Source organism: Limnobaculum parvum (genome assembly GCF_003096015.2).
GTDB classification, from domain to species: Bacteria; Pseudomonadota; Gammaproteobacteria; order Enterobacterales; family Enterobacteriaceae; genus Limnobaculum; species Limnobaculum parvum.
Genome location: NZ_CP029185.2, coordinates 2,401,429 through 2,427,375, shown reverse-complemented (window position 1 = coordinate 2,427,375; position 25,947 = coordinate 2,401,429). Strand labels below are relative to the sequence as shown.

At 44.8% G+C, this 25,947-nt stretch carries 22 protein-coding genes and 1 other RNA gene; 16 read left to right on the top strand and 7 right to left on the bottom strand.

The window, feature by feature from the left end; genetic code table 11:
* From HYN51_RS10200 to amtB, 5 genes are all read left to right on the top strand, one after another.
* A complete protein-coding gene (locus tag HYN51_RS10200; RefSeq protein WP_108902028.1) occupies window positions 1-1,773 on the top strand; it encodes a SmdB family multidrug efflux ABC transporter permease/ATP-binding protein in 1,773 nt (590 codons plus the stop codon).
* A gap of 533 nt (window positions 1,774-2,306) precedes the next feature.
* Entirely contained in the window at window positions 2,307-2,513 is a 207-nt protein-coding gene (locus HYN51_RS10195) for a hypothetical protein (protein ID WP_108899927.1), read from the top strand.
* 33 nt (window positions 2,514-2,546) lie between these two features.
* Entirely contained in the window at window positions 2,547-2,762 is a 216-nt protein-coding gene (locus HYN51_RS10190; RefSeq protein WP_108899926.1) for a hypothetical protein, read from the top strand.
* A 482-nt stretch (window positions 2,763-3,244) separates the two neighbouring features.
* The gene (gene glnK, locus HYN51_RS10185; protein ID WP_108899925.1) at window positions 3,245-3,583 is read left to right on the top strand and encodes a P-II family nitrogen regulator; all 339 of its coding nucleotides are present in this window, start codon (window positions 3,245-3,247) and stop codon (window positions 3,581-3,583) included.
* A gap of 37 nt (window positions 3,584-3,620) precedes the next feature.
* Window positions 3,621-4,907 carry an ammonium transporter AmtB gene (gene amtB / locus HYN51_RS10180; RefSeq protein ID WP_192878394.1) on the top strand — a complete coding sequence of 429 codons (1,287 nt, stop codon included), beginning with the start codon at window positions 3,621-3,623 and terminating at the stop codon, window positions 4,905-4,907.
* Between the two features lie 204 nt (window positions 4,908-5,111).
* Here amtB and HYN51_RS10175 read toward each other — a convergent pair whose 3' ends face one another.
* The 3 genes from HYN51_RS10175 to HYN51_RS10165 form a co-directional block, all read right to left on the bottom strand.
* Complete coding sequence (locus HYN51_RS10175) at window positions 5,112-6,413, bottom strand: serine/threonine transporter (RefSeq protein WP_108899923.1); 1,302 nt, start codon at window positions 6,411-6,413, stop codon at window positions 5,112-5,114.
* Window positions 6,414-6,664: 251 nt separating this feature from the next.
* Complete coding sequence (gene tesB / locus HYN51_RS10170; RefSeq protein ID WP_108899922.1) at window positions 6,665-7,531, bottom strand: acyl-CoA thioesterase II; 867 nt, start codon at window positions 7,529-7,531, stop codon at window positions 6,665-6,667.
* Between the two features lie 225 nt (window positions 7,532-7,756).
* Window positions 7,757-8,077 (bottom strand): MGMT family protein, encoded by a 321-nt coding sequence (locus HYN51_RS10165; RefSeq protein WP_108902027.1) that lies wholly within the window; start codon window positions 8,075-8,077, stop codon window positions 7,757-7,759.
* A gap of 183 nt (window positions 8,078-8,260) precedes the next feature.
* On the opposite strand from HYN51_RS10165, the gene ffs reads away from it, so the two are divergent.
* The 10 genes from ffs to HYN51_RS10115 all read left to right on the top strand — a co-directional run bounded on the left by ffs (window position 8,261) and on the right by HYN51_RS10115 (window position 18,661).
* An RNA gene (gene ffs / locus HYN51_RS10160) (signal recognition particle sRNA small type) lies at window positions 8,261-8,357 on the top strand.
* Between the two features lie 372 nt (window positions 8,358-8,729).
* On the top strand, window positions 8,730-9,440 hold the full coding sequence (locus tag HYN51_RS10155; RefSeq protein ID WP_108899921.1) for a hypothetical protein: 711 nt from the start codon (window positions 8,730-8,732) through the stop codon (window positions 9,438-9,440).
* Window positions 9,433-10,962: a GH3 family domain-containing protein gene (locus HYN51_RS10150; RefSeq protein ID WP_230513966.1), complete on the top strand. Its 1,530-nt coding sequence runs from the start codon at window positions 9,433-9,435 to the stop codon at window positions 10,960-10,962. The genes HYN51_RS10155 and HYN51_RS10150 overlap by 8 nt, the downstream gene beginning before the upstream one ends.
* A gap of 8 nt (window positions 10,963-10,970) precedes the next feature.
* A complete protein-coding gene (locus HYN51_RS10145) occupies window positions 10,971-12,362 on the top strand; it encodes a B12-binding domain-containing radical SAM protein (protein ID WP_230513965.1) in 1,392 nt (463 codons plus the stop codon).
* A 7-nt stretch (window positions 12,363-12,369) separates the two neighbouring features.
* The gene (locus HYN51_RS10140; protein ID WP_108899920.1) at window positions 12,370-13,716 is read left to right on the top strand and encodes a B12-binding domain-containing radical SAM protein; all 1,347 of its coding nucleotides are present in this window, start codon (window positions 12,370-12,372) and stop codon (window positions 13,714-13,716) included.
* On the top strand, window positions 13,716-14,744 hold the full coding sequence (locus HYN51_RS10135; RefSeq protein ID WP_108899919.1) for an N-acetyltransferase: 1,029 nt from the start codon (window positions 13,716-13,718) through the stop codon (window positions 14,742-14,744). The genes HYN51_RS10140 and HYN51_RS10135 overlap by 1 nt, the downstream gene beginning before the upstream one ends.
* Window positions 14,741-16,048: a B12-binding domain-containing radical SAM protein gene (locus HYN51_RS10130; protein WP_108899918.1), complete on the top strand. Its 1,308-nt coding sequence runs from the start codon at window positions 14,741-14,743 to the stop codon at window positions 16,046-16,048. Before HYN51_RS10135 ends, HYN51_RS10130 begins: the two co-directional genes overlap by 4 nt.
* Window positions 16,045-17,388 carry a B12-binding domain-containing radical SAM protein gene (locus tag HYN51_RS10125; RefSeq protein ID WP_108899917.1) on the top strand — a complete coding sequence of 448 codons (1,344 nt, stop codon included), beginning with the start codon at window positions 16,045-16,047 and terminating at the stop codon, window positions 17,386-17,388. Before HYN51_RS10130 ends, HYN51_RS10125 begins: the two co-directional genes overlap by 4 nt.
* Before the next feature lie 75 nt (window positions 17,389-17,463).
* Window positions 17,464-18,117, top strand: a complete 654-nt coding sequence (locus HYN51_RS10120; RefSeq protein ID WP_108899916.1) for a phosphatase PAP2 family protein — start codon at window positions 17,464-17,466, stop codon at window positions 18,115-18,117.
* A complete protein-coding gene (locus HYN51_RS10115) occupies window positions 18,074-18,661 on the top strand; it encodes a YybH family protein (protein ID WP_108899915.1) in 588 nt (195 codons plus the stop codon). The genes HYN51_RS10120 and HYN51_RS10115 overlap by 44 nt, the downstream gene beginning before the upstream one ends.
* Here HYN51_RS10115 and HYN51_RS10110 read toward each other — a convergent pair.
* The 4 genes from HYN51_RS10110 to HYN51_RS10095 all read right to left on the bottom strand — a co-directional run bounded on the left by HYN51_RS10110 (window position 18,623) and on the right by HYN51_RS10095 (window position 25,115).
* The gene (locus tag HYN51_RS10110; RefSeq protein ID WP_108899914.1) at window positions 18,623-19,552 is read right to left on the bottom strand and encodes a fatty acid desaturase family protein; all 930 of its coding nucleotides are present in this window, start codon (window positions 19,550-19,552) and stop codon (window positions 18,623-18,625) included. The genes HYN51_RS10115 and HYN51_RS10110 overlap by 39 nt on opposite strands.
* A 137-nt stretch (window positions 19,553-19,689) precedes the next feature.
* A complete protein-coding gene (gene mbfA / locus HYN51_RS10105; protein WP_108899913.1) occupies window positions 19,690-20,646 on the bottom strand; it encodes an iron exporter MbfA in 957 nt (318 codons plus the stop codon).
* Between the two features lie 118 nt (window positions 20,647-20,764).
* Window positions 20,765-23,914 carry an efflux RND transporter permease subunit gene (locus HYN51_RS10100; RefSeq protein ID WP_108899912.1) on the bottom strand — a complete coding sequence of 1,050 codons (3,150 nt, stop codon included), beginning with the start codon at window positions 23,912-23,914 and terminating at the stop codon, window positions 20,765-20,767.
* 19 nt (window positions 23,915-23,933) lie between these two features.
* Complete coding sequence (locus tag HYN51_RS10095) at window positions 23,934-25,115, bottom strand: efflux RND transporter periplasmic adaptor subunit (protein ID WP_108899911.1); 1,182 nt, start codon at window positions 25,113-25,115, stop codon at window positions 23,934-23,936.
* A gap of 158 nt (window positions 25,116-25,273) precedes the next feature.
* On the opposite strand from HYN51_RS10095, the gene acrR reads away from it, so the two are divergent.
* Entirely contained in the window at window positions 25,274-25,915 is a 642-nt protein-coding gene (gene acrR, locus HYN51_RS10090; RefSeq protein ID WP_108899910.1) for a multidrug efflux transporter transcriptional repressor AcrR, read from the top strand.
* Window positions 25,916-25,947: the final 32 nt, after the last annotated feature.

Below are 25,947 nucleotides of genomic sequence, written 5' to 3'. Positions count from 1 at the left end.
ATGACGACCAATAAAAATCAGAAATTCCGTCAATTATGGCCAACGCTAAAACGCCTATTGGCGTATGGTGCCCCTTATCGTAAACCACTAAGTCTTGCCGCTTTATTACTGTGGTTAGCCGCAGGGGCCGAGGTTTGCGGTCCGGTACTGATCGGCTATTTTATTGATAATATGGTGGCAAAAAACATGATGCCACTCGGTAAAGTAACCGCGCTGGCCGTGGTGTTTCTGCTGCTGCAGGTACTGGCGGCAGCCCTGCGTTACAATCAAGCCCTGCTGTTTAACCGTGCCGCCGTTGGGGTAGTACAGACTATCCGTAGTGAGGTTATGGACGCAGCGCTAAAACAGCCTATCGCTATTTTTGATACCCAACCGGTTGGTCAGTTAATCTCAAAAGTGACTAACGATACTGAAGTGATTAAAGACCTGTATGTCACGGTGGTCGCAACGGTACTTCGCAGTGCAGCATTAATCAGTGCGATGTTGATTGCCATGTTTAGCCTCGATTGGCGCATGGCGCTGGTAGCCATGGCGATATTTCCTGTCGTGCTGGTGTTAATGAGTATCTATCAGCGTTATAGCACGCCGGTAATACGTCAAGTACGCAGCCTGTTAGCAGATATTAATAATCGTTTTAATGAAGCGATCGGTGGCATGGTGGTATTGCAGCAATTCCGTCAGCAGGTTCGTTTTGGTGAGCAACTGGGGGAAACTAACCGTACTCACTATATGATGCGCTTGAAAACCTTACGTTTGGAAAGCTTGCTGTTACGTCCGTTGCTAAGTTTAATTTCTGCATTGGTATTGAGCGGTCTGCTGATGCTGTTTGGCTTTAGCCCTGAAGGTTCCATTGGCGTTGGCGTTCTATATGCTTTTATTAACTATTTGTCACGACTGAATGAACCGCTGATTGAGCTGGCTTCTCAACAGGCGATGATGCAACAGGCGGTTGTCGCCGGTGAACGTATTTTTGAACTAATGGATGGTGAACAACAGAAATACGGTAATGACGACCAGCCGTTGCAATCAGGAAAAATTGATATTCGTAACCTGAGTTTTTCCTATAACCAAAACAAAACGGTTCTAAGCGATATTAATTTATCAGCCGCATCCCGCGACTTTATTGCTCTGGTTGGTCATACCGGTAGTGGTAAAAGCACATTGGCTAATTTGCTGATGGGCTATTATCCGCTTTCCAGCGGGGAGATCTGCCTTGACGATCGTCCTTTACAAAGCTTAAGTCATCAGGTGTTACGTACCGGCGTGGCGATGGTACAACAGGATCCCGTGGTATTAGCTGATACGGTTTATAGCAATGTTGCCTTAGGTCGCGCTATCAGCGAAGAACAGGTATGGGAAGCGTTACGCATTTCCCAGTTAGAAACGTTGGTTAAAGCCATGTCTTCTGGTATCAATACGGTGCTCGGTGAACAAGGAAACAATCTCTCGGTCGGGCAAAAACAGTTATTGGCCTTAGCACGGGTTCTGGTACAAACCCCAGAAATTTTGATTCTGGATGAGGCTACAGCAAATATTGACTCAGGTACCGAGCAGGCTATTCACCGTGCCTTGAGCGCTATCCGGCATAAAACTACGTTGGTGGTGATTGCTCACCGTCTGTCTACTGTCGTGGAGGCGGATAAAATTGTGGTACTGAATCGCGGTCAGATTGTTGAACATGGCACTCATCATCAATTACTGATGCAACAAGGGCGTTATTATCAAATGCACCAGTTACAATTGGCCGCCACGGAATTAGAAGCGCAGGTTTAAATATAAAACATAAGCGGGGAAGAAATTAATGGCCTGCTTATACTTTATATTATTTATTAAGCAATTAATTGTGTTGAATACCTTTTTTCTATTTTTAGCAACGGTTAAATAAACTTAATATATCGACAAACTATGAATACAGTTACATTTCACCTTTATTGTTGCGATTTTATTTTTCTATTGATAATCAATTAGTAACAAATACCTCCCTAACTAAACAACTTACTCAAATTATCGTTTTCCTCTCTGGTTTGACCTGATATTTTATAACAAAAATATTCAATGAAAATATCTCTATCTATTGATTTTTAATGATTTTTGTCTTATGGCTGTATTAGCGGTAAGTAGTGCCTGTTGGTTACATTTAATTTACATAGCAATTACTTAGCTCTTACTCTCACTGACAAAATAGAGATTATATTTATTTCAGATTTAACGAGATACGAAGCTAAATCAACAATAGGCATCCGGTTCGTTTCCGCCTGCTGAGTTATCAAACGTAATATGAATTAACAATTCTGAGGAATTATCAAATGAAAAAATTATTACCTTTAGCCGTTGCTTCTATGTTTGTACTGTCTGGTTCTGTATTCGCTGCTGATATGGCTACAACCACTCCAACTGACTCTGCACAAACAGCTACCGCTCAGCACAAAACTACCGATAAGAGCAAACAGCATAAAAAACACGGTAAGAAAGCTGAAGCTAAACAATCAACTCAAGAACCAGCAGCTAAGTAATTAGCACTAATAACAGATACTAGGGTGTACCAAATGAAAAAATTACTCACAATAGCCACAGCCGCTTTATTTGTTCTGTCTGGCACAGCCTTTGCGGCTGATAGTAATACTCAACCGGTAAAAGATGCTCAGCAGGTTTCGTCTACTACACATAAAGCGGGTGGCAAGGCGAAGCACCATAAGCAACATGCTAAAGCTCAATCTGGCACTAAATCAACAAGCCAGCAGTCGATGACTCCGGCGGCCTAATATCAGTTTTGTCACACGCGTTAAAAACCCCGGTTTCGGGGTTTTTTTATGCGCTCAGAAACAGATCAATTTTGTGCAATAGATAATATATAAAGATTATTTTGCATCAAATTACGCTTTATTTCGCACTATTTTAGTGCGGAGCAATAATGCAGTGAGTTTTATTTTCGCTGACTGAATGCGTTTATCCTTATAACCCACTTCTTCTATTAACTACAGCTACTGCTTTTATTTACCATTGCTTAATGGTGAAGATATCTATGTACGCATTGTCATTTCGCCTTAAAAAACCATGTGTTGGATCTGCTTATTTGTGAATGTTAAAACGCGTTTTAACACCGTAATGTTTTTTATATTGAAATTATTTAGCGTAAAAAAGGACGATATCTTTCTTTTCTGGCATGTAATTTGCTTTTATCTGATTGTGGACCATTTATCAGCTAACCATTATTCATCGTTAACCCTTAATCGAGGAGAGGCATATGAAACTTGTCACCGTAGTGATTAAACCCTTCAAGTTGGAAGATGTACGCGAAGCCTTATCCTCAATAGGAATTCAGGGATTGACGGTTACAGAAGTTAAGGGATTCGGCCGCCAGAAGGGACATGCGGAGTTATATCGGGGTGCAGAATACAACGTTAACTTTTTGCCGAAGGTGAAGATTGATATTGCGATGTCTGACGATCAGGTTGAGGGCGCTATCGCAGCGATAACTCAGTCTGCCTACACCGGAAAGATTGGCGATGGAAAGATTTTTGTTACCGAATTGCAGCGGGTAGTACGCATTCGCACCGGCGAAACAGACGAAGACGCTCTGTAAGTCATAAATACTCAACATGTGAGAAGGATGAATAGAGATGAAAAGATTTTTATCCGCAATAGCGATGAGTCTGCCGGTCATGTTTCCTGGTTTCGCCGTGGCTGCTGAGAGTGTCGCCGATAAAGCTGATAACGGCTTTATGATGATAAGTACTGCGCTGGTTCTGTTTATGAGTATTCCTGGCATTGCGCTGTTTTATGGTGGATTACTGCGTTCAAAAAACGTACTTTCTTTGATGACTCAAGTGATAGCCACGTTTTCTTTAGTGTGTGTGCTTTGGGTGATGTATGGATACACCTTGGCTTTTGGTGAGGGGAATGATTTCTTTGGTAACTTTAACGGTATATTGCTGAAAGATGTCCACTTAACCGATGTAACCGGCACGTTTTACAAGTTAATTCATGTTGCTTTTCAGGGATCGTTTGCCTGTATTACCGTAGGATTAATCGTCGGTGGATTCGCGGAGCGGGTTCGGTTTTCTGCGGTAATTCTTTTTGTTTTCATCTGGTTTACGCTGGCCTATTTGCCAATGGCGCATATGGTATGGGGAGGCGGTTACCTGTTCAAAATGGGCGCTATCGATTTTGCCGGTGGTACGGTGGTACATATTAATGCAGCGATTGCAGCTTTAGTTGGTGCCTACATGTTAGGAAAACGCAGTGGGTTTGGTCGTGAAGCGTTTAAACCACATAACCTGCCAATGGTATTTACCGGCACCGCAATTCTGTATGTCGGTTGGTTCGGTTTTAACGCCGGTTCTGCCAGCAGTGCTAACGAAATTGCCGCACTGGCTTTTGTTAACACAGTAACCGCAACGGCGGGAGCCGTACTGGGTTGGCTGGCTATAGAGTGGATGGTGCGCGGTAAGCCTTCTTTACTGGGTGCCTGTTCCGGTTGTATCGCGGGTCTGGTTGCCATTACGCCTGCTGCGGGTTCCGTTGGTATCGGTGGCGCACTGATTCTGGGCATTATTGCCGGTGTTGCTGGCCTGTGGGGCGTGGTAGTACTGAAGTCATGGTTAAGCGTTGATGACACCTGTGATGTTTTCGGCGTGCACGGTGTATGTGGTATTGTGGGTTGTATCGGGACCGGCATATTGACCTCCGCGACCTTGGGGGGAACAGGCTACGCTGAAGGCGTGACCATGCTGAAGCAAGTCGGTGTTCAGGGGATAAGTATCGTAGTTTGTCTGCTGTGGTCAGGTATTGTTGCTTTTGTGGCCTACAAAATAGCAGATATCTTGTTCGGCCTGCGGGTAGCGGAAGAAATGGAACGTGAAGGGCTGGATGTCAACTCACACGGTGAGAGTGCGTATAACCAGTAGTCATACTCAAATGAATGACAAAACCGGATTGTTCAGTATGGTGTCTTAAAATAGCTAAATGTCGGGAGGGAGATCCTCCCGACATGCACTAAAGCCAAGCACAGTTGGTCTTCCGGTCGAGCACCAAGCCAATATAAGCCCTCTAGATTTTACGACCGGAATATCCATTAATGTTGATTTAAACCCATGATCAACAATAATCCATCACGCAAACAGTGAATATAAAATTGCTGACATTGCTACTAGGCCCATCAGTACCACAAAGATATTGCTTATATGACCGCGGTATTTCTGCATGGCAGGAATCTTATGGATGGCGTACATCGGCATGATAAACAGAATCATCGCGATAACGGGGCCACCTAAGGTTTCAATAATGCCCAGAATACTTGGGTTCAGTGTGGCAACGATCCAGCAGGTAATAATCATAAAAACCGCAGTAATGCGTTCCAGCTTTTTGATCTGTACCGGCTTGCCCTTGGAGCGGAGCGATTTGATCATTAGCCCTTGCATACCTTCGCTTGCACCAAGATAGTGCCCAAGGAATGACTTAGTAATCGCCACAAATGCGATAACCGGTGCAACATACTCGATAAGCGGCGTTTGGAAATGGTTAGCTAAGTAAGACAGGATCGAAATATTCTGTGCTTTGGCTTCTGCCAGATTTGCAGGAGACAGGCTTAACACACAACTGAATACGAAGAACATGACGGTGATTACCATCATCAAATGCGCGTATCTTAAAATACGACCACTTTTCTCATCGGCGTTTTTGCCATACGTTTCTTTCTGGCTAAGGGCAAAAGAGGAAATAATGGGAGAATGGTTAAATGAAAATACCATGGTAGGAATAATTAACCATAAGGTTAACAGCAAAGCTTTGATACTGCCTGCGTCAAAGCTGGTGTTAGCCTGTTCGAAAATCGCACCGCTCCACTGAGGGATCAGATACAGCGCCAGCAGCATCAGAACGGTAACAAACGGATAAACCAGAATACTCATTGCCTTAACCACCATATCACGACCAAAGTGAATGATAGTCATCAGGCCGAGGATCAGAATGATCGACAGCAGCCAGCGTGGCGGCGCAGTCATACCCATCTGAACTTCAATAAAACTGATAGTGGTATTGGTAATACCCACGCTGTAAATCAACAGAATAGGGTAGATAGCAAAGAAATAGAGCAGGGTGATGAGCGCCCCGGCAAATTTACCAAAGTGTTCTTCTACCACTTCGGTAATGTCACCACCACGTGATGAACCAGACAAAACGAAACGTGTTAAGGCTCGGTGAGAGAAATAGGTCATTGGAAAGGCGATGATTAACATAATCACCAAAGGCCATATACCGCCTAGACCAGCGTTGATAGGCAGGAAAAGAACCCCTGCTCCGATGGCCGTACCGTATAAACCCAACATCCACGTTGTATCTTGTTTGTACCATTTTGATGCTTGAATACCCGTATCTGTATCAGGTATCGATACTGAGATGTCTTTAACCGACATTTATAACCCTCATATGAGTAAAAATAGAATATTAAAAATCGCGCGTATTCTAGGGGCAGTTACTACGGGAAGATATGTATTGGATCACACAATCAGAATTTAAATCGCCCCGAAAGGCCTAGTAGCAGTGTATTACTTTATTATTCAAGTCATAGGCATTGTGAAATTTCTTGATGAGAGATGAATTAAAAACTAACGTCCTGAATTTAGGACGTTAGTTTCCAGTGAGTGACCAGAATAAATAACTTTAGTTAGCTTTTATGAAAGCGCATTACGCCTTCTTGGCAGGTGGAGGCAACCAACAAACCGCTGCGGGTAAAAAACTGACCGCGCACAAAGCCTCTGGCTCCCGACGCCGAAGGGCTTTCGACCGCATACAAAAGCCAGTCATCCATACGGAAGGTACGATGGAACCAGATAGAATGGTCAATGGTGGCTACCTGCATGCCGGGTTGCAGCAAAGCGACGCCATGAGGCTGAAGAGCGGTTGGCAGAAAGTTAAAGTCAGAGGCATAACCCAACAGATATTTATGAATACCCGGGTCATCTGGCATGATGCCGTTGGCACGTAGCCAAACGTGGCGAATCGGTTTATCGATCTCTGCTTTCAATAGATTATGATATTTGACGGGTCGCATCTCGATAGGCATCTCATTGCAGAAAATGCTTTTCATGGGTTCTGACAGTAGATGAGCAAACTTTCGGGCGATATCGGTTTCTGAAACCAGCGATTCTGGCGGTGGAACATCGGGCATAATGGCAGCCTGATGGTCAAAACCGTCTTCATGGCTTTGGTATGAGGCGGTCATATAGAAAATGGTTTGAGCGTTCTGTATTGCGCTGACTCTTCGGGTACTGAAGCTGTTGCCATCACGGATGATTTCTACCTCATAATCAATCGGCTGATGGCTATCGCCAGGACGTAAAAAGTAGCTGTGGCAGGAATGTACTTTACGTTCTGGTAATACCGTTTGTTTAGCCGCGGAAAGCGCCTGACCGACAACCTGCCCACCAAATAGCTGCTTTAAACCAAGATTTTGACTCTGTCCGCGAAACCGATGGGTATCAATTTTTTCTAGATGCAGTAGCGTTAATAGATTTTGTAAAACGTCGCTCATGGCGGGAATGTCCTGTCTGATGGCCTTGTAGCCTTGATTCGTATCAATAATATGATGGTTTAATGGGGGTATTTTAGTCGGGAACGTCGTGAAAGGGGAGTTTTTATCAGTGAAATGTGTGGCTAGATGATAATGATGGAAAATTACGGTAAAACTCGTGTGTAGGTGTTTTTTGTGTCTTGGTGGGCGGCAGATACAACCGGATACTGAAGTAATCGGTTGGAATTATGGCTGCGTCAGCCAACCATAAATTTTAAAATTGATTCTATCTGAGCGAGTAAAAAGAACGCCATCAGCCAGCAGCGCCTGCTTCTGGCGAATATAGTCCGGCCCCGTCAAAGAGATCTTTCCTTGAGAATTGACCACCCTAAACCAGGGTAGCGTGCTTCCTTCCGGTAAGCGACTTAATATGATCCCCACATGACGCGCAGCACCCGCCGCGCCAGCCAGACGAGCTACCGTGCCATAGGTTGTTACCTTTCCCGGCGGAATTGAAGCGACAACAGTATAAATCCGGGTGGGGAGTGATGGTTCGTCGTTTTCCATCTGCAGGGTTCCTTTATATGGCTGATATTGCAGATTCATAGGATAAAAATCAGGCCACTAATTCTGCCATAAATTGGTGAACTGGGTAAGAAAACATCGCTTAGCGTCAGGAGCCTTGCAATTGAACGGCCCATCCCTGATAATGCCTGCGCTTCATGAGAATGAAGTCGTCAATGGGGGCTCTGTTGGTTCTCCCGCAACGCTAACTTGTCAACTCGGTCAGGTCCGGAAGGAAGCAGCCGCAGCAAGCGTCGTGTGTGCCGGGATGTAGCTGGCAGGGCCCCCACCCAATTCTGGGGTTTCTCTCCTATTTTCTGAAAAAATAAAAATTATTTCCTCAATTGCTCAAGTGGTACAACGTTTGTGTATCACTTAGTGTGAAATCGTATCTTTTATACTTTTCCATCATAGAATCTGATACTACAGAAAAGTGAATATTTTACCCTGTGGCAAACGTAGATGATTTAGATGTACTTACCTAAATATTTACATATTGCTAAGATTCAATAGTATGGTGACCACTTGCAGCGGCTGATACTATTAGCACAGTTATGTCGGGTTAGGTTGATGAGCAACAGGTTATTGCTGTTTAATTATGGACAGAGGTACAGGAAAATATCTATATGTATCATTCTTATGGAAAAGGTGAGTCATGAGCTATGTTGCCTATTTTCAGAAAATTAATACACTCTCCGTTTCCACTCGACAGCGAATGGTCGCGATCTATTTTCAATGTTATTCTGGCAGTGATACCGAACGTTTTTTCCGCGATTTAGATAACAAAGATGAAGTCCTGATGTTAGAGCATAATCAGGAACTTGTAGGATTTAGCAGCTTACAGTTTTATCCTTATCAGCATTCAATGATTGTTTATTCCGGCGATACTATCGTGATGCCTGAACATTGGCAGCAGCAGGTATTACATAAGGTCTGGCTTCAGCGCATGGGGCTGTTTAAGCAACAGCATCCTGGGCAGCCTTTATACTGGTTTCTTCTGGTAAAGGGATACCGTACTTATAAATATTTGCTGGTGTTTGCCAAACAGTTTTATCCTCACTGGCAGTCACCACAACCGGAGCTTAAGCAACTAGCCGATCAATTAGCCAAGCAAAAATTTGGCCTATTGTATAACGTGCAACGGGGAGTCGTTGAATGCCCTCCCGATTATGGTTTTCTGACGCAAAAAATGGCTGTTATACCACCAGCCAGCCTGAAAAAAACAGACGCTCAGTTCTTTCTGGCGCAAAACCCTCAGTATGCTGACGGTCATGAACTGGTTTGCTTATGTGAAATCAGTGTGGAAAACTTGCCCTTACGCTGCCGCTCTTTGTTGTTAAATCCCGTGGTTGAATATCGTGAATAACTCTCCTTGGCATCAGTTTCGTCGTAGCACGAGAAGTGAAAACTTATCCGTAAGCGAACGGCAAACAACATGGCTACGTCAATGCCTGAAACGTAATCAAAACGCGGCCTATGGTCAACGGTATGGTTTTGAGCAAATTCAGAGCGTAGAGGATTTTCAACGACAGGTACCGATTGCGGATTATGGCAAGTTTAGTCCTTGGATTGATAACTTGGTTACCGATGAACGCTATCAGCTGTTTTCTGGTGAAGTGGTTGGATTCGAAAAGACCGGTGGGAGCCATAGTGGTGGAAAACTGATCCCTTACTCTGTGGCGGGATTAGATGATTTTCGTTGCGCGCTGTCAGACTGGCTGGCTCAGTTGGTTGAACAATTTCAGATTGATCGAGGACGTGCTTATTGGGCGCTGAGTCCAGCGGTTACTCAGGCTACTGAAACAAAGGGTGGAGTCCCTATCGGCGGCGGAGATGCACTCTATTTAGGGATCGAGTATTTAAGTGCATTTGTACAAATTTCAGCTGTTCCATTGACGCTAGCGCAGGTTGCTAATGTTGATGACTGGCAACTGCTCACTCTCTACTATCTGGTGTGTAGCCGCGATTTAAGATTATTTTCAGTTTGGAGCCCCAGTTTCCTGATTCAGTTACTGGAAGGGCTGAATAATCGTCAACATGAGCTGTTAGCGCTGCTCCAATGCGGAGGAGAGGTTGCCGGTTATCAGTTACAGAAAGATCAAAACGCCGTCAATATTTATCAACATTATCTGGAGGTTGGCGATACTCGCGTTTTATGGCCTCAGCTTGTTGTTATTAGCTGCTGGGCGGACGCTTCATCAAAAACATTAGCGACACAATTGATTGGTTATTTTCCTTCAGTCTCTTTACAGCCTAAAGGGCTGCTGGCAACGGAAGCCATTATCACCGCGCCAAACCTGCAAAATCAGCCCCAGTTATGCGTTGACAGTAACTTTTATGAGTTTATTGACGAACAAGGCCAAATTCAGTTGGCAAATACCTTAACGATTAGCCATCACTATCAGGTGATAGTGACGACGAACAGCGGACTATATCGCTATCGTATCGGTGATATAGTGCAATGCATTGGGTTCCAACGGGATGTCCCGCTGTTACGTTTTACCGGACGGGCTGGCGTTGTCAGTGATTTAGTCGGTGAAAAGCTAACGGAGAGCTTTGTGAATGGCTGTCTCTCGTCCTTCAAAGGTTTTGCCATGCTATGCCCGGATGAGAAGTCATTAAGGTATTACCTACTGTTAGATAAACGATATTTACAGAACAATCAAGACGCTATCGATGTGGTTGAACAACAATTGAATAAAAATCCCCAATATGCATACGCTAGAACCTTGTCTCAACTAGCACCATTATCCTGTTTGCCGATTGAACAGCCAGATAGCTGCTATTTGGCTTGGCAATGTGCTCAGGGAAAACGGCTGGGAGATATTAAAATACCCAGCCTGATGCATAACAACAGCTGGCGTGAAATATTTCAAATAGTGGAATAGGTACCGGTATGGAATCTCATGTATTTACTCACAGTCGTAAAATGAAACTGGTGCTTATCTCACCAAAAGGGCCGTTATATCGTAAACGTGGTGGTATTTTTAAGCGTTCTTTACGTTATCAGCCTCTAACACTGACCACCCTTGCGGCGTTAATACCAAAAGACTTACCGATAGATGTGGCGCTGATTGATGAAAGTATCACGGAGATTCCTGCCGATTTAACTGCCGATATGATTGGTTTAACCGTTATTACCGGTACCGCATCTCGAGCCTATTTTCTGGCCGATCAGTTTCGGGCAAAGGGTATGAGTGTCGTGCTGGGTGGCCCGCATGTGACGCTGTTACCAGACGAAGCGGCAGAACATGCGGATACTATTTGTGTTGGTTATGCCGAACAGAGTTGGCCGCAGCTACTGCGTGACGTTATGACGGGGCAGCTTCAAAAACGCTACCAGCAAGCGCCAGATTTTAATCTTGACGATCCTCACATGCCTTTTCCTGAACGACATCGTTTTAACAGCGAAGATTTCCTTACTCAGGCGGTATTTGAGGCGACTCGAGCCTGTACCCATAACTGTGAGTTTTGCGTGGCGCCAACGGCGTGGGGTAGAAAGCAGTATCAGCACCCTGTTGAATGGGTGGTGAATGATATTCGTCAGTTTGTGGAGCGTACTGGAAAACGAAAGCTTATTTTTGTCGATCTGAATCTGGTATCGGATATTGGTTATGCTAAAGCGCTGTTTACCGCGCTGATCCCTCTTAAGATTAAATGGTTTGGCCTGTCGACAGTGCTGATCGCTCATAATGAAGAACTGATGGAGCTAATGGCCCGCAGCGGTTGTAAAGGTTTATTGCTTGGTCTGGAGACGGTGACTACCGGTAGCCTAGGAGATGCGGGTAAAAAGTTTAACTCATCAGTGAACTATAGAGAGCTGGTGGCCAAATTACATAAACTGGGTATTTCAATTCAGGGGTGCTTTGTTTTTGGTCTGGACCACGACACGGTAGATACCTTTGATGCGACGGTAGAACTGGTTATTGATGCCGGTATCGATCTTCCGCGTTTTTCTATTCTGACGCCATTTCCGGCTACGCCACTGTATCAGCGGCTGGAGCAAGAGCAACGTATACTGACCAAAAACTGGGAGTTATACGATGCTCAGCATGTGGTTTTTCAGCCGAAACTGCTGACAGTGAAACAACTGGAGGACGGGCATGAAAGAGCATGGAAAAAAATCTATCAGTACAACAATATTGTTCGTCGTCTTTGGAATGCGAAAAACTTTCAACCGTTAGCGATTACTGCGAATTTGGGTTACCGTTTTTATGCCCATAATTTGCATAAGTTCTATACCTGTGATTGGCCGATTGAGCATAATCCGGCAAAAAGCAGAGGGTAAGATAATTATGCGCTTGACGTTTATCCATCCGGCGATTGGTCACCGTACTAATGAGCCTTATTTACGTTCCTGGCAGATGGAGCCTCTTCCGATAGCAACCTTGTTGGGGTTAACGCCCTCACATATTGAAACCCGTTTTTACGACGACCGTCTGGAGGCCATTCCCTATGACGAGCCAACGGATGCCGTAGCCATTTCGGTTGAAACCTATACCGCTAAACGAGCTTACCAAATTGCCAGCGAGTATCGTCGTCGGGGAGTTCCCGTGATTATGGGTGGATTCCATGTGACGCTAGTGCCTGATGAGCCAGCACGTTATGCGGAAGCCATTATGATCGGCGAAGCGGAGTCTATATGGCATGAGCTGTTGGATGACTTACAGCACCAAACCCTAAAACCCCTCTATCGTGGAGAACAGATGGATCTTAGCCATGTGCGCGTTGACCGAAGCCTGTTTCGAAACAAACGTTATTTACCCATAGGGCTGGTAGAAACGGGGCGTGGTTGTCGTTTTCCCTGTGAGTTTTGTGCGGTACAAACCTTTTATCAACGTAAGTATCGTCGAAGGGATCCCGATCGGGTATTAAGTGAGTTAACGGAGCAGAAAAAGTATAAGAAATTATTCTTTTTTGTGGATGATAACTTTGCTGGCAATATCAGTGAGAGCCGATTGTGGCTTCCTGATTTGGCGAAGCTGAATATTCGTTGGATTACCCAAATGAGTATTAATGCCGCCCATGATGAGAGCTTTCTAAATCAATTGGCTCAGGCTGGCTGTAAAGGGGTGCTGATTGGTTTTGAATCGCTTAATGAAGCCAACCTGAAGCTGATGAATAAAAACTTTAATACCATGAAAGGTGGGTTTGTTCAGGCGTTAGCCAACTTGCGTAAATATGGTATTGCGGTATATGGCACTTTTGTCTTTGGCTATGACCACGATAATGTAGATTCCTTCCAACAGGCCGTTACGTTTGCACAACAGCAGGGGATGTATATTGCAGCCTTTAACCATATGACGCCGTTCCCCGGCACGCCACTTTATACTCGCTTGCAGCAGGAAAACCGGCTTCGTTACCAAAATTGGTGGTTGGATGATAATTATCGTTATAACGAATTGCCATTTTTCCCCACTAAGTTAACACCACAGCAGGTCACTCAAGGTTGTATTGAAGCGCGTAGAACTTTCTATAGTTGGCGGTCTATTGCTAAACGTAGCTGGAATAATCGCCATGATTTCTTCATGTTTCGCAATTATGTTCCCATTAATGCGTTACACCATAATGAAATTAGTGCCCGTAATGGCTATCCATTAGGTGATGAAACTTGGCAAGGATCCCTGTTGGAGGTGAGATAGTGCATTTCCACACGGCGTCGCCATCGCATAATGCGTCATTATTACAACTGTTGGAAGAGAATGCCATGCAAGGTGCGATAGACATGGTGATGACTCGACGGCCAGACTACTTCTCTAACCTGCACTATTTTGGTAAAGAATATCCGGTGCTGGCAGAAGAGCGAGATCGGATAGTGGGAATGTGTCAACTGACTAAACATAAGGGTTTTATTAATGGTCAACCGCAGCAGCTAGGTTATCTAAATAGTTTACGTATTAGTCACGGTTATCGAAATCGCATCCGTGTATTGAAGTCAGGTTTTGACTATCTGAAACAGCATTTATCACCGCCGCAGTACTGTTACACCAGTATTGCCAGTGATAACACTACCGCAAGAAAATTGTTGGAAAAAGAGAATAGTGGATTGCCCCGTTATCATTTCCTAGGAGAGCTGAATACCCTAGCGATCAGCACTCGACGAGGGCGTAATTTGGGGTTGTGGCAAAATATTACTTCAGACCAATACCCGGAAGTGGTGGCGTTCTATCATCGGCAGGCGATACGCTATCAGCTAAGTCCACAGTTAAGCGTTGAGTGGCTTATAAACTCAGGTTTGCCGGTATGGGGTTATCGGATGAACGGTGAATTACAGGCCTGTGCCGTATTATGGAATCAGCAGGCGTTTAAGCAAGTGATAGCCCTGCACTATCACTCAATTTGGCGCACCATCCGACCTGTTTATAACGGCTATGCCAGCTTGATGAAGCGAATTGTTCTACCACCGGAACAGCAGGCATTGGATCAGAGCTTTTTTGCCTTTTTTGCCATAGCAGATCAACAGAACATGCTTGCTTTGATTGATGATGCTTTGTCCCGTTGTACCACGCGAGTTCTGACCTTTGGACTCGCCAGTAGCCATCCGATGCTGAATGCAGTCATTAAGCGTTTTCATCCTTTCAGCTATAGAACTTGTTTATACGGTGTTGATTTGGTTGCCAGCCCACTATGGCATCAACAGGCCATCGGTCCGGAAGTTGCGATTCTATGAAAATCATCTTGCTACGACCCAATATGGGGGACTACCGCACGACAGATGCGATGCCACCTTTAGCCATAGGGATTCTTGCCGCTCGCTCTTCTGGTCATGAAGTCACTTTTTATGATGATCGGGTAGAAGAAATCCCGGTTACTTTACAGGCAGATTTGATCGCGATTTCAGTAGAAACGTTTACCGCATTACGCAGCTACCAACTGGCCGATCGCTACCGCGCTCAAGGAAATACGGTAGTTATGGGTGGATATCACCCCACGTTTTTGCCCGATGAGGCGCTAGAACATGCTGACAGTGTCATCATTGGTGATGCTGAAGGCGCCTGGGAAACGTTGTTACAGGATAAACTTCAGGGGAAATTGCAGCGTTATTATTATGGTGATCATAGTTTGCAACTGGACAACTATCTTCTCGAACGCACTATTTTCAGCGGTAAAAAATATGCTCCGCTTGAATTGGTTCAATATACCCGAGGGTGTCGTTTTGCCTGCGATTTCTGTTCGATTCATGGTTTTTATCACTCCACCGTTCGGGCCCGTCCTGTAGAGCAGTTACGTGAGGAATTGATGGTTTTGGACCCCAATCGGTTTATTGCCTTTGTTGATGACAATCTGTTCGGTAACCGAACCATACTTGAAGAGCTTCTGACGATGCTTAAACCGCTGAAGCGGCGTTGGGGGTGTCAGATCAGTATTGATGTGGCGAGAAATACACAGCTTTTGGATCAATTGGCACAGGCGGGCTGTCGTTTTGCACTGATTGGTTTTGAGAGCCTGAATACACAAAACTTACAGCAGATGGGAAAGTCCTGGAATCATTCTGCTGGTGATTATGATGAAGTGGTTCAGGCGCTTCACGTCAGGGGGATCAGTATTTATGGCACCTTTGTCTTTGGCTATGATGAAGATGATGAACAAACTATCCAGCAATCGATTGATTTTGCGCTGCGTAATAAGCTGGAAATTGCTAATTTTAATCTGCTTATCCCTACACCGGGTTCAAAACTGTATCAACGGTTGGCGGAAGAAGGGCGGTTGATCTCACCGCAGTGGTGGAAAGATCCTGATTATCGTTATGGCGATCCTATTTTTCAGCCCAAAAAGATAACAGCGGAACGGCTAACGGCACTTTGCTTTTCGGCTAAAAAACAGTTTTACAATTATCCTTCGATAGCTAAACGGTTATTGAACTTGAGCAAACGCACCTATTGGAAAGATAGGGGTATTGCGCTATTAGCAAATATTATTTCACATCGGGAAATTATACGAAAGCAGGGCAAACGGCTAGGGGAAAAGGGATGAAGCTGACGCTAATTAAACCAACGATTGGGCGGATGGAGCATAGTCTCTACATTGATGAAGGCCGTATGGAACCGCTGATGCTGGGGATTTTGGCCGCACTAACGCCTGATGACGTGGAAGTGATCATGTATGACGATCGCATGGAAAAAATTCCATTTGATGAACCTACGGATTTGGTGGCTATTACAGTAGAAACCTATACTGCTCGCCGTGCTTATGAGATTGCAGATGAGTATCGTTCCCGTGGGGTTAAGGTGGTGATGGGTGGAATTCATGCCAGCCTCTTGCCGGAAGAGGTGATTCAGCATGCGGATAGTCTGTTTACCGGTGATGCCGAAACCCTCTGGCATGAACTGATTAATGATGCTCGCCATCATCGCTTAAAAGTACGTTATGATGCACCTGTTGGCACCGGACAGATAACCCATTGTGGTTTAAGCGTGATACCGCGCCGCGATATTTTTCGGGGAAAGGATTACTTACCTATTTCTCTGATGCAGTTTTCCCGCGGCTGTCGTTTTGCCTGTCAGTTCTGTGCGGTAAGCCAATATTTTGGACGTAAGCATTACTTACGAAAAATTGATGATGTGGTGCGAGAAATTGAGCAGCAAGAACGTAAGTTTATCTTCTTTGTGGATGACAACATCGCTTCAGACCAACCCGCGCTAATTGAGCTTTGTCATGCGCTCACTCCTTTAAAAGTAAACTGGATTAGCCAGGCCAGTCTGGATGTGACTAAAAACCATCAGTTGATGTCTTTAATGCAAAAAAGCGGCTGTTGGGGAAACGTGATGGGGTTTGAGTCCATCAATCCTCTGAGTTTAAAGGATGCTAGAAAATCGCCCAATATGCGGAATTTCTCCCATTATATTGACGAGATTGCAGTGCTGCGGGATCATGGTATGCAGACTTGGGCCGCATTCACATTGGGTTACGATCATGATACGTTGGAAAGTATTGAGCAAACGGTAGAGTTTGCCCTCAAGAACCGTTTTGCATTCGCGGCATACAATATTTTGATGCCTTACCCGAATACTCCACTTTATACTCAGCTCCAGCAGCAAGGAAGACTGCTATATGACCAGAAATGGTGGCTTCATCCGGAGTATCGTTTTAATCAGGCGGCATTCAATCCTAAGTTAATGACGGCAGAACAACTTACGGAAGCTTGTCATCAGGTACGTAGCCAGTTTAATAGTCTACCTTCCATTATCCGGCGCTTTTCAGATATCAGAATGACGTTGCAATCTCTATCGAGAATGGCTTCATTTTGGCGTTATACGCTCTTGTTCCGTAAAGAGGTGCATAAAAAGCATCAGATGAGATTTGGCCTGAAATAAAACAAATAATTCAGGCTATATTTAGCCGTGAGTTATGAGATTATCAATTTATGATTATTTATTTGATTTAAATAAATGAAATTAACACGAGAACCGTTTACAAAACGCCTGAAAACTTATTTAAGTTACTCTTGTTGGGTCGGTGTGTTCTTTTTTGGTCTGTATCCCATTATTAATTGGTTTACCAGTACGCGTACCAATTTTTTCACGTTCTATGTAGCAGCAGAGCTGGCAATTCCATTTATTCCGGTTTTTGTCTGGTTTTATCTTTCCATGTATTTGGTATTTATGCTGCCAGTGTTTTTTCTGAACTCCAGCGAGCTAAAGCGTTTAGCCTATGAGCTTATAACAGTAACTATTGTCGGGGCGATAATTTTTCTGCTGTTTCCCGCGCAGTTAGGGTTCATCCGCCAGCTACCGGAGAGTGATATTTACCGAGAAATATTCGAATATATTTTTTCGTTAGATCAACCGCATAATTTGGTGCCTTCACTGCATGTGGCCTATTCGGTGACTATCGTTTTGGCGATAGTTCAACATAGCCGATCTTTAGTTCGTTATGGTTTATTGATTTGGCTATCAGGTTTAATACTTTCTACGGTATTCACCCACCAACATCATCTGTTGGATATTTTGACGGGTGCGCTGCTGTCGTTTTTCACTTATCAACTTATGGACAGGCGTTATGAAAAAATTACTGATTCTGGCCGTGATGCTATTCAGCATTAATGTGCAGGCAGAAGAGCAAGACAAAGTGATTCATGATGAGTTACGTCAAACGTTAAAAACGGTGACGGATGCCATTAACAGTGGTGAATATGAAAAGATGCTTCCCGTATTGAGTAAAGAGATTAAAGCGACCCCGATTACTCAGGAATTTATTGATGGGCAGCAGCAGGTCATACCCTATTTTCGTAAATGGTTTGGTCCTGAACGTTTTTTAAAAAAATTAAATATTACTTTTGTGCCAGATGTTGTTACTGAGCTATCACCGGATAAAACTTGGGGTGTGGTTTATGGAACGGGGATTGAGAAATATAGCCTGAGTGACGGACGCTCCTATGATTTTCATACCCGCTGGACGGCGACACTGGTGGTAGAAGAGGGGCGTTGGAAGATAAAGGCCATCCATTTTGGTACCGATTTTATGGATAACCCTCTGTTGAATGAAGCCCGCGACACCATCATGAAAAGTGCAATTGGTGGTGCCGTAGGCGGCATACTGTTGGGGGTGCTATTTGGCTTTTTTGTTTTCCGGAAAAAGAAACGTTAAATCTGCTGGGGCCCCCATCGGTGGAGCTGGGCGAATGCCTTTCCACAGACTGAAATAGACACGCCAGAAACTGGGCTGTTGTGCCTGATGATCAACTAATGAAGGAAGTTGATACCAGGGTGCTTCCGGTTTCTGGTGGTGAGCCAGATGATAATGATAATTTAGCGCCAGCCAGCGTGAAACCGGCAGTACCTTTAAATTCCAAGCCCCGTTTTTAACGTCTCTGCTGCTCCAAGCGTGATCAACGTATTGTAACGCTGACCAGTGAACAGCAAAGGCGATTTGACAGATGAGATAACCTAGCCAGTTTAAATCTAATAGCCAAAACAGCAGAACCTGATAGCCAAACGACATGGCAATTTCATACCACACCCGAAACGCGGGTAACTTGGCCAGTTCTGCAACTTGAGGGCCAAAGCCTAATACCGGCGCTATCTTATTGATGAACAGGTTTGAACGATAGAACCCGCTGGCAAGCAGATAAATGGCATTGCCCAATACTACAAAAAACCAATAGAAACCCAACAGATTACCCATATAAAGCCAAGCGCTACGTAACCATTTTGATTGCTGGGGTAAATAATAGTCATACAGTTCTTCATCTGTTCTGTTGCGGCGATGATGATCCAGATGAGCCTTTCGCTGTAATAAAAATGAGGTGGGAAAAGCCCAACTGGCGATAGTTCCTATAATATGATTACCCCATTCGGATTTGGCTGCTACACCGTGCACAGCTTCATGCATGATAGCAAATGGCATATTATTGATTAGCGCGAAAAACCAAATAGCGGCAATTGCCCAGTACCATGAACTATGGCTGGCTATCCATAAACAAGCAGCCGAAATGGCTAATGCTATCAGTAATAAGCTAAAGTTTAGGGTAAATCTCATTCGTTGGGATCCCATCCATAGGTAACTAGGGGGAATGATATCGAATATTAAGAGAAATCATCAGGGCATTGATCATAAAAAAGTGATAACGCGGCATATTCTCTGACATTGTTATGGTTATCTGAAAAATAAGAAAATTACGAGCTACCAATAACCAGTCCGGTAGCGAAAACCAGTAATCCCCCCACCACAACTTGAAATGCGGCCTGTAGAAATGGCGTATCCATATAGCGATTACGGATCCAAGATATTGCAGCCAGCTCGAATATCACTACCACGCCGGAAGCGATCATAGCCGTCCAGAAATCACTGATAAGAAAGGGAAGGGTATGCCCCAGTCCGCCTAATGTGGTCATAACGCCACAGGAGGCTCCCCGTAGCCATGGATTGCCTCGTCCGGTCAATGAACCATTGTCTGAAACTGCTTCGGCAAATGCCATGGAGATCCCTGCACCAATAGAGGCGGCTAAGCCAACCAGAAAGGCTTGCCAGCTATCTTTGGTGGCAAGTGCAGCAGCAAACACAGGTGCTAATGTCGAAACTGAACCATCCATTAAACCAGCCAGAGAAGGTTGAACAATCTGCAATACAAATAGGCGGTGAGCCGACTTACTCTCTGTTTCCTGTACTTTTGAATTGATTAACTGCTTTTCCAACAGTTCAGCGCGTAGCTGATGACGATGTTCTTCTGCGGCAAGGTCACCTAACAGTTGACGAACAGCGGCATCAGTCGTTTTGCGAGCGGCCTGATAGTAGAAGTGCTGGGTTTCTAGCTCCATCACTTCCGACTGTTTTCTGACTTTATCAATACTGAGCGGACGGTTGAGCCAGATGGGCTTGCGTTCAACAAACCCTTTTACGTCCTGCCGACGAATTAATGGTATATGGTTACCAAATTTTTCCTGATACAGCTTAATCAGGCGGTGGCGATGACCATTTTCTTCTTGGGACATTAGCTCGAAAATTTTTGCGGAGTCAGGATAGGTTTCCCGTAATCCTTCAGCAAATTCGTTATATATCTTGTGGTCTTCTTCTTCTAACGAGATGGCTAGAGCCAGAATTTCCTTTTCTGAAAGCTCGGAGAAATTCTTCATGATGCCTCCGGAAAATTACCTGCTATGTGGCTTACGATACTAATCCCTTATTGGTGATATGTAAAAGAAACAGGGGTCGCAATTGCGACCCCTGAGGAGAAGTTAATTTGATCTTAACTTAGGATTTATGCTCAATCGCATGTGTATGCTCGATATCTTCACCGCGTTTACTAAAGCGGCGACGCACCACTACAAAGAACACCGGTACGAAGAAGATTGCCAGTATGGTCGCACTGATCATACCGCCTAGAACCCCGGTACCTACCGCGTTCTGAGAGCCGGAACCAGCCCCGGTACTGAGAGCTAGCGGCAGTACCCCAAGCATAAAGGCCAGAGAAGTCATCAGAATCGGACGTAAACGCATACGTACCGAATCCAGCGTTGCTTCAATCAGCCCTTTACCTTCTTTGTCCATCAGATCTTTGGCGAACTCTACAATCAAGATGGCGTTCTTCGCTGAGAGTCCGACGGTGGTTAACAAGCCTACAATAAAGTAAACGTCGTTCTCCATGCCGCGTACCGTGGTTGCCAGCAATGCACCGATAACCCCAAGCGGAACCACCAGCATAACCGAGAACGGAATTGACCAGCTTTCATACAGTGCCGCCAGACACAGGAATACCACAATCAGTGAAATGGCATATAGCGATGGCGCCTGATTACCGGATAAACGTTCCTGATAAGACATTCCGGTCCAGTCATAACCAATACCAACGGGTAACTGAGACGCTAAGTCTTCCATCAGTTTCATCGCATCACCACTACTCTTGCCTGGTGCGGCTTCACCTAAGATCTCCATAGAAGGTAGACCGTTGTAACGTTCTAGACGCGGTGAGCCGAACTGCCAATGTGCGCTGGAGAAGGCAGAAAGGGGGACCATCTGACCGTTTGCACCACGGATGAACCAGTTATCGATATCTTTTGGTATCATCCGGAATGGCGCATCAGCCTGAACGTAAACCTTCTTCACACGACCACGGTCGATAAAGTCGTTAACGTAAGATCCACCCAACGCGGTTGATAACGTCTGGTTAATATCGCTAATGGAGACGCCTAGAGCCTGCGCTTTTTCTTGATCGATAGCCAGTTTGAACTGAGGCGTATCTTCAAGACCATTTGGGCGAACCCGAACTAACATATCAGGGTGTTTAGCCACCAAACCGAATAGTTGATTACGTGCTTCAGTGAGTTTTTCATGGCCTAAACCAGCTTGATCGATGAGCTGGAAGTCAAAACCAGAAGCGGTACCTAATTCAACAATGGCCGGAAGGTTAAAAGCAAACACCATACCGTCTTTAATTTTAGAGAATGACTGGGTTGCACGACCAACAATGGCCGGTACTTTATTCTCTCGCCCTGAACGTTCGCTCCAGTCCTTTAAACTAACAAAGGCTAAACCGGTATTCTGGCCCTGTCCGCTAAAACCGAAACCAGACACGGTAAACACCGAAGCAACATTGTGGTTCTCTTTAGTCAGGAAGTAATCGGTGACTTCACTTAGAACGTTTAGCGTTCTTTCCTGAGTGGCACCCTGAGGCAATTGAACTGCCGACAGGAATACCCCCTGATCTTCTTCTGGCAGGAAGGAAGAGGGAAGGCGGATAAACAGCAATATCATGCCCGCAACCAGAACTAGATAGATCAGAATATAGCGACCGGTACTACCCAGAATGTTGGCAACACTATTGGTATAGTGATGGGTGTTTCGCTCAAACAGATTGTTAAACCAGCCAAAGAACCCTTTTGTTGCGCCATGACTACCTTTTGCCACAGGTTTCAGGAGAGTGGCACACAGCGCTGGCGTTAGAATCATCGCAACCAGAACCGATAACACCATTGCAGAAACGATAGTAATTGAGAATTGACGGTAAATTGCACCGGTAGAGCCACCGAAGAAAGCCATCGGCACAAATACGGCTGACAGTACCAGAGCGATACCCACTAACGCGCCCTGAATCTGCACCATCGATTTCTTTGTGGCTTCTTTTGGTGGTAGGCCTTCTTCCACCATGATCCGTTCTACGTTTTCTACCACTACGATGGCGTCATCAACCAACAGGCCGATGGCGAGCACCATAGCGAACATCGTCAAGGTGTTTATCGAATAACCAAAAGCAGATAAAACCGCAAACGTTCCTAATAAAACTACCGGCACTGCCATCGTAGGAATGAGCGTTGCGCGCAGGTTTTGCAGGAACAGGTACATAACGATAAAGACCAACAGAATCGCTTCTACCAGTGTTTTTAATACTTCTTTAATGGATATTTTAATAAATGGTGTGGTGTCGTATGGATAAACGATTTTCAGGCTTGGTGGAGAAAATTTTTCCAATGCGGCTAATTCGCTTTTAACCGCTGCGGATGTATCCAGTGCGTTAGCACCAGTAGCCAGTTTAATACCTAGACCAGAAGCAGGTTTACCATTGTAGTGTGCGATTATGTTATAGCTTTCACCACCCAGAGCGATGGTTGCAACATCTTTCAGACGAACCTGTGAACCATCGGAGTTGATTTTCAGCAGGATCTGACCAAACTCTTCCGGTGTTTTTAAACGAGTCTGTACAATGATGGATGAGTTTAACTGCTGGCCTTTCACGGGTGGTGTACCACCTAACTGACCGGCAGCGATCTGGTTATTCTGAACTTTAATGGCGTTATTAACGTCAATTGGCGTTAATGAGAAGTTATTCAACTTGTTAGGATCTAACCAAATACGCATCGCGTACTGTGAACCGAACAATTGTACGTCACCGACGCCGCTCGTCCGACTGATAGGATCTTTAATATTAGAGCCTACATAGTCAGCGATGTCTTCCTGACTCAGGCTGCCATCGTCAGAGATGAAACCGGCAACCATCAGGAAGCTACTGCTGGCTTTCTCAACGCTGATCCCCATCTGTTGTACTTCTTGGGGTAACAAAGGCATAGCCAGTTGCAGTTTGTTTTGCACCTGAACCTGAGCGATGTCTGGATCGGCTTTAGAGTCAAACGTTAGGGTTACTGTAGCATTACCCGCTGAATCACTGGTGGATGACATGTACATCAGTTTATCGATACCGTTCATATTCTGTTCGATAATCTGTGTGACAGAGTCTTGTACTGTTTGTGCATCTGCACCCGGATAAGACGCAGAAACAGATATTGCCGGAGGAGCAATGGTCGGGTATTGCGATATCGGTAATTGGATTATCGCCAGAGCACCCGCCAACATAATAATTATGGCGATTACCCAAGCAAATATCGGGCGATCAATAAAAAATTTAGCCATCTGCTACACTCAATCTCGTTTATGATTTCGCTGCTGGTACGTTTGATGCGCCATCTTTCGATTTTTCTGCATACTCTTTAGCAGTGACAGATGCGCCCGGTTTGATCTTCTGTAGTCCCGTTACAATCACGCGATCGCCAGATTCAAGACCTTTGGTTACCAGCCAATCAGCACCAATAGCCTGACCGGTAGTGATAACGCGTGATTCAACTTTTTCTTCTTTGTCGATAACCAGTGTTGTTGCTTCACCACGCTGGTTACGGGTGATTCCCTGTTGAGGAACCAGCATCGCGTTAGGTCTTACCCCTTCATCAACACGAGCACGAACGAACATACCAGGAAGGAGCTGATGGTTTGGATTCGGGAAAACGGCACGCATAGTAATAGAGCCTGTCGTTTCATCAACGGTGACGTCTTCAAATTCCAGAGTTCCTTTTTCCTGATAGACGCTACCGTTATCAAAAATCAGACTTACTGTGGCTTTGTTTTCCTTCTTCAGTGAGCCGTCAGCCAGTTCCTGTTTCATACGTAAGAAATCATTACTGGATTGAGTCACATCGACATAGATAGGGTCAAGTTGCTGTACGGTTGCCAGAGCAGTTGCCTGATTGGCATTCACCAATGCACCTTCGGTGACGTTGGATTTACCAACCAGTCCGCTGATAGGAGACATAACTTTGGTGTATTCAAGATTGATGCGAGCGGATTGCACAGCCGCTTTCGCTGCCTGAACGCTGGCATCGCCCTGACGAGCATTAGCCACTGCCGTATCGTAGTCCTGACGGCTAACAAAGTTATTTTTCAGCAGGGGCTGATAACGTTTTACGGTTAGATTCATCAGGGTAGCGTTAGCTTCTGCTTTAGCCAGATCGGCAACGGCGCTGTTATAAGTCGCCTGATAGGTTGCCGAATCGATTTGATAAAGAGAGTCACTCTCTTTAATCATGCTGCCTTCGGTAAACTGGCGCTTAAGTATAATCCCGCTTACCTGAGGGCGTACTTCTGCGATACGGAAAGCAGATGTTCGTCCCGGAAGCTCAGTAGTGATATTGATTGGTTGTGTTTTTACCTTCACAAACTCAACTTCTGGAGCTGCGTGTTGGGCGCCCGCGTCGGATTTATTATCGCATCCTACGAGTACTAAACCGCTTGAAAGCATTAGCACCGCTGCCAGAGGCATCACCCCTCTGTTTCTACTCATAGATCAACCTCAACTCAATATTTCAATATCAGTTACCGTTATAGTTAAACTCAGGTAACCACACGGTTATTCTCAAAAAATTTAGTGTGATATAATACAAACATTCATGTATGTATGTAAGTAATTACAGAACACACCGCACATAAAGCATAAAAATCATGGGCCGCAAAACTAAGCAACAATCCTTGGAAACCCGTCAGTATATTCTTGATGCCGCCATGCAGGAATTTGCCCGGCGGGGAGTATCCAGTACATCGCTGAATGATATAGCCCTAGCGGCAGGAGTGACGCGAGGTGCTATTTACTGGCATTTCAAAAATAAGGTCGATATTTTCAATGCAATGTGGACTCAAGTAGAGTCTAGCATTGATGACGTAGCGCTGCGATACAGAAATGAATTTCCCTCAGAACCGCTTTTAGCGTTACGCCATACGCTTATTTTTGTTCTCCAGACAACAGTGACCGACCCTCGTCGAAGAACTTTACTGGGTATATTATTTCATAAGTGTGAGTTTGTCGGAGAATTGCTTTCATTACAACAAATTCATCAATCTTTATATCTTGAAAATTATGAAAGAATTGAGAAAGATCTGCGATTGTGTGTTCAGTACAAGCAATTGGATGAACAACTGGATATCAGCCTTGCGGCCATTACTTTACGGGCATATATTTGTGGTCTGATTGAGAATTGGCTTTTTATGCCGGAATCTTATTCATTAGAACAGGAAGCTCCGCGATTAGTTGATGCTTTTATTGATTTGATGAAGCAGAGTCCTTCGTTAAGAAAAGTATGTTTTTAGCCTCAGGGCCGAATTTATCCCATCACAGGAAG